General features: G+C 42.4%; 8 protein-coding genes. 4 read left to right on the top strand and 4 right to left on the bottom strand.

From position 1 onward, the window contains the following. Window positions 1–134: 134 nt before the first annotated feature. Together F6K53_RS36220 and F6K53_RS36215 are read right to left on the bottom strand one after the other, a co-directional pair. The gene (locus F6K53_RS36220; protein WP_293072657.1) at window positions 135–263 is read right to left on the bottom strand and encodes a hypothetical protein; all 129 of its coding nucleotides are present in this window, start codon (window positions 261–263) and stop codon (window positions 135–137) included. 68 nt (window positions 264–331) lie between these two features. Further along, a complete protein-coding gene (locus F6K53_RS36215) occupies window positions 332–577 on the bottom strand; it encodes a hypothetical protein (RefSeq protein ID WP_293054193.1) in 246 nt (81 codons plus the stop codon). A gap of 336 nt (window positions 578–913) precedes the next feature. Between F6K53_RS36215 and F6K53_RS36210 the strand changes: the two genes are divergently transcribed. Together F6K53_RS36210 and F6K53_RS36205 are read left to right on the top strand one after the other, a co-directional pair. After that, window positions 914–1156 carry a hypothetical protein gene (locus F6K53_RS36210; RefSeq protein WP_293084252.1) on the top strand — a complete coding sequence of 81 codons (243 nt, stop codon included), beginning with the start codon at window positions 914–916 and terminating at the stop codon, window positions 1154–1156. After that, the gene (locus F6K53_RS36205) at window positions 1137–1427 is read left to right on the top strand and encodes a type II toxin-antitoxin system RelE/ParE family toxin (protein WP_366510676.1); all 291 of its coding nucleotides are present in this window, start codon (window positions 1137–1139) and stop codon (window positions 1425–1427) included. Before F6K53_RS36210 ends, F6K53_RS36205 begins: the two co-directional genes overlap by 20 nt. Before the next feature lie 82 nt (window positions 1428–1509). On the opposite strand, the gene F6K53_RS36200 is transcribed toward F6K53_RS36205, so the two are convergent. After that, window positions 1510–1644 (bottom strand): hypothetical protein, encoded by a 135-nt coding sequence (locus tag F6K53_RS36200; protein WP_293054199.1) that lies wholly within the window; start codon window positions 1642–1644, stop codon window positions 1510–1512. After that, window positions 1625–1891: a hypothetical protein gene (locus F6K53_RS36195; protein WP_293054202.1), complete on the bottom strand. Its 267-nt coding sequence runs from the start codon at window positions 1889–1891 to the stop codon at window positions 1625–1627. The genes F6K53_RS36200 and F6K53_RS36195 overlap by 20 nt, the downstream gene beginning before the upstream one ends. 62 nt (window positions 1892–1953) lie before the next feature. Between F6K53_RS36195 and F6K53_RS36190 the strand changes: the two genes are divergently transcribed. Together F6K53_RS36190 and F6K53_RS36185 are read left to right on the top strand one after the other, a co-directional pair. Beyond that, entirely contained in the window at window positions 1954–2103 is a 150-nt protein-coding gene (locus tag F6K53_RS36190; protein ID WP_158069425.1) for a hypothetical protein, read from the top strand. A 248-nt stretch (window positions 2104–2351) separates the two neighbouring features. Beyond that, window positions 2352–3090: GAF domain-containing protein (locus F6K53_RS36185; RefSeq protein ID WP_293084255.1), on the top strand; the 739-nt coding region annotated here is incomplete at its 3' end.

Raw genomic sequence — 3090 nt, 5'->3', positions numbered from 1 at the left:
CATGTCTGATCACTTTTACTTTGATATATTTATCTATTATATTCTTTTTTTTATCCTTATTTATGATATTAAACATTACTAAAAAATTAGGTAAGCATATGCGCTACAGATGGTGATAGCCGTAGGCTGAATGCTTACAAAATTAGTGCGTTCGCGTAGGGGCTCCATTCGCGTAGCGTGGCCCATTCGCGTAGCGTGGCCAATAGGCCAAGGCCAAGGAGCATCGGAAAGCGGTTCCTTACTGGCAGTGCCAGACGCTGCACGAACGAAACATCGCGTTATAGTTTGGTGGGTTAATAACGCACCAAACTAGTCGGAAACTGCTAGAGGTTTAATTCCCGGAGCGTCCATTATTGCTTTGATTTAATAAATATTCCCAAATCCGTCGTATTTCCTCTTGATTTTGACGTTGATAGGTTGCTAACTCGGAAAACAATTTTAAGGTCTCATTGAGGGAAACTCGTAATTGAGTAATTTCTGCTTGATTTTCCTCGATGGTCTGAGAGTGACGATTAATGTATCGTGCTGCTGTCTCTAACAAGTTCTCTACTTGAGTTAATCTTTCTTCTGGTGTCATGTCTGATCACTTTGAATTTGAGAGATTTATCTATTATATTCGATTTTTTATCATTATTTATGATGTTAAACATTACTAAAAAATTAGTGCGTTCGCGTAGCGGCTCCATTCGCGTAGCGTGGCCCAAAGGCCAAGGAGCATCGCATTCTAGTTTAGTGCGCTATTAAACCAATATAACAATTCTCTCCGCCCCCCCCGCCCCACACTCTTCGCCCTACTCCCTACTCCCTACTCCCTACTCCCTACTCCCTACTCCCTACTCCCGATAACGAAAGTACCTAACCCAATTGAGAACTGCTATAGTAATCAGAGTATTGCTAACTTTAAGGTAGGAGAATGACAGACAAAAATTTTGTAGCTGATAATGCTACTACCACAGAAATACTCGAACAAGTTATTGAGGAAATACAGCAAACTCCCCAAGAATACTTACCCAATTTGTTGCAGATAGTTCGTTTGTTTCGTGAGAGTGTTACACAGGATACGGCAGAAGAAAGCTTTCGTCAGGGATGGCAAGAAGCCATGACAGGGAATACACTTCCTGTTTCACAGCTGTGGGATGGGATTGATCCAGAATGAACCAGCCAAAATCCAAATCAAGGTTACACCTGAGTTCAAGAGAAGCCTACGCAATCTAGCCAAGCGGTATCGTAATATCCGCTCTGATGTCCAGCCGATTATTGATCAGTTACAGTCAGGTGAAATTATTGGGGATCAGATCCCAAGCATTCCCTACACGGTATTCAAGGTCAGGGTTAGGAATAGTAATATTCAAAAGGGTAAAAGTGGCGGTTACCGCTTTATTTACTACCTAAAAACTTCAAATAACATTATTTTGGTTACTATTTAATCAAAGTCATATCAAGGAGATATTACATCCGACAAAATCCAGAAAATTGTGGCTAATTTTAAATCCCAGTAATTCCCTTGTTTTAGTGCGTTCGCGTAGCGGCTCCATTCGCGTAGCGTGGCCCAAAGGCCAAGGAGCATCGCGTTCTAGTTTGGTCGGTTAATAACGCACCAAACCAGTGGTACAATGCTAGAAGTTTAATTCCCGGAGCGTCCATTACCGCTTTGATTTAATAAATATTCCCAAATCCGTCGTATTTCTTTTTGATTTTGACGAATCTCCTCTTGACTTTGACGTTGATAGGTTGCTAACTCAGAAAACAATCTTAAGGTCTCATTCAGAGAAACTCGTAATTGAGTGATGTCTGCTTGATTTTGCTCAATGGTCTGACTATGGCGATTAATGTATCGTGCTGCTGTCTCTAACAAGTTCTCTACTTGAGTTAATCTTTCTTCTGGTGTCATGTCTGATCACTTTTAATCTGATCTATTTATCTATTGTATTTTAGTTTTACTCCTTATTACCGATGTTAAACATTACTAAAAAATTAGTGCGTTCGCGAAGCGGTTCGTTACTGGCAGTGCCAGACGCTGCGCGAACGGAACATCGCCATCTAGTTTGGTACTTTATTAACCAACCAAAGCAATTACTTCTACCCTCTCCCTGGGCGTGTTAACCACACTTACCATATTTATTTTTATCATATTTACCACGCTTACCACGCTTACCACGCTGCACGCAAAGCTAAAATGTGGTAAATTAGGGAAATACGTATGAGCAGGTCGACAAAAATAAACTACCATCAAATAAGCTATTATCCACACCATTCAGGCAATTTAGCCCACCAGGCAGCAGGTGTTATCGTTAATTCCACCTACCAAATTATTTAGTAATCCAAAATTCCTCAGAATTTTGCCCTTGGCTGTGTTCGAACGTCTGGATCAGCGATTAGACGAGATGAAGTCAACCTTGGCCGAAGAGGCAATACTCCTAAAGTCTGATATTTTGGTAAATCAGAGGGTGAGTACTGAGGCTCAGAGCCAGAGGTTTACCCTGATCGGATCAGAACAGTTCAGTTGTCTACTGTGGGGGGAAGCCCAACCGGAGACCTTAACTGGGTATGACTCTCTGATGAGACTGTACCAAGTGGGATTGACCTTCGCTCCGGATGCGATCGCAAACTTTCTTACCCATCTCAAGGACTCCTACCTAACCTCACCATTAGAAGTTGACACCTCTGAGGATATTCTCAACCTAATCAATAGGGCTCAAGCCTCCCTCAAACCCAATAATCCAGCTATCCAGAGCGAATTTACCCTATCATTAATCGATATTCTGTGTGACTACAGCACCGATGTTCCACCATTAGCAGAGCCAGATTATCCCTATGCGTCCATTTGTCAACCCGTAGCAGAAGCACTGCACCAGCAGGTTGAGCAAGAGCGATTGCTCAATCAGGTGACCAGTCAAATCCGTCAAAGCCAAGAGTTACCGCTGATCCTGACCACAGCAGTTGAACGGGTACGACACTTTTTAGAAGTAGACCGATTAGTAATCTATCAATTTGACTTTCCTTACAGCTCTAGTCCCACAGCACTAGAGCCAGCACCTGCTGCTGCCACTGAATTAGGCTGGGGTTGTATTACCTACGAAGCTAAAGCCT

The sequence above is a fragment of the Moorena sp. SIO4A1 genome (genome assembly GCF_010672065.1).
Taxonomy (GTDB): Bacteria; Cyanobacteriota; Cyanobacteriia; order Cyanobacteriales; family Coleofasciculaceae; genus Moorena.
The sequence above is the reverse complement of the archived record's forward strand: the minus strand, read 5'-3'. Positions and strand labels throughout refer to the sequence as shown.

What these genes read in the sequence shown, in the direction of transcription:
- F6K53_RS36215 (WP_293054193.1), bottom strand. Translation starts at nt 577, where the DNA reads ATGACACCAGAAGAAAGATTAACTCAAGTAGAGAACTTGTTAGAGACA.
- F6K53_RS36210 (WP_293084252.1), top strand. Translation starts at nt 914, where the DNA reads ATGACAGACAAAAATTTTGTAGCTGATAATGCTACTACCACAGAAATA.
- F6K53_RS36205 (WP_366510676.1), top strand. Translation starts at nt 1,137, where the DNA reads ATGGGATTGATCCAGAATGAACCAGCCAAAATCCAAATCAAGGTTACA.
- F6K53_RS36200 (WP_293054199.1), bottom strand. Translation starts at nt 1,644, where the DNA reads ATGGACGCTCCGGGAATTAAACTTCTAGCATTGTACCACTGGTTTGGT.
- F6K53_RS36195 (WP_293054202.1), bottom strand. Translation starts at nt 1,891, where the DNA reads ATGACACCAGAAGAAAGATTAACTCAAGTAGAGAACTTGTTAGAGACA.
- F6K53_RS36190 (WP_158069425.1), top strand. Translation starts at nt 1,954, where the DNA reads ATGTTAAACATTACTAAAAAATTAGTGCGTTCGCGAAGCGGTTCGTTA.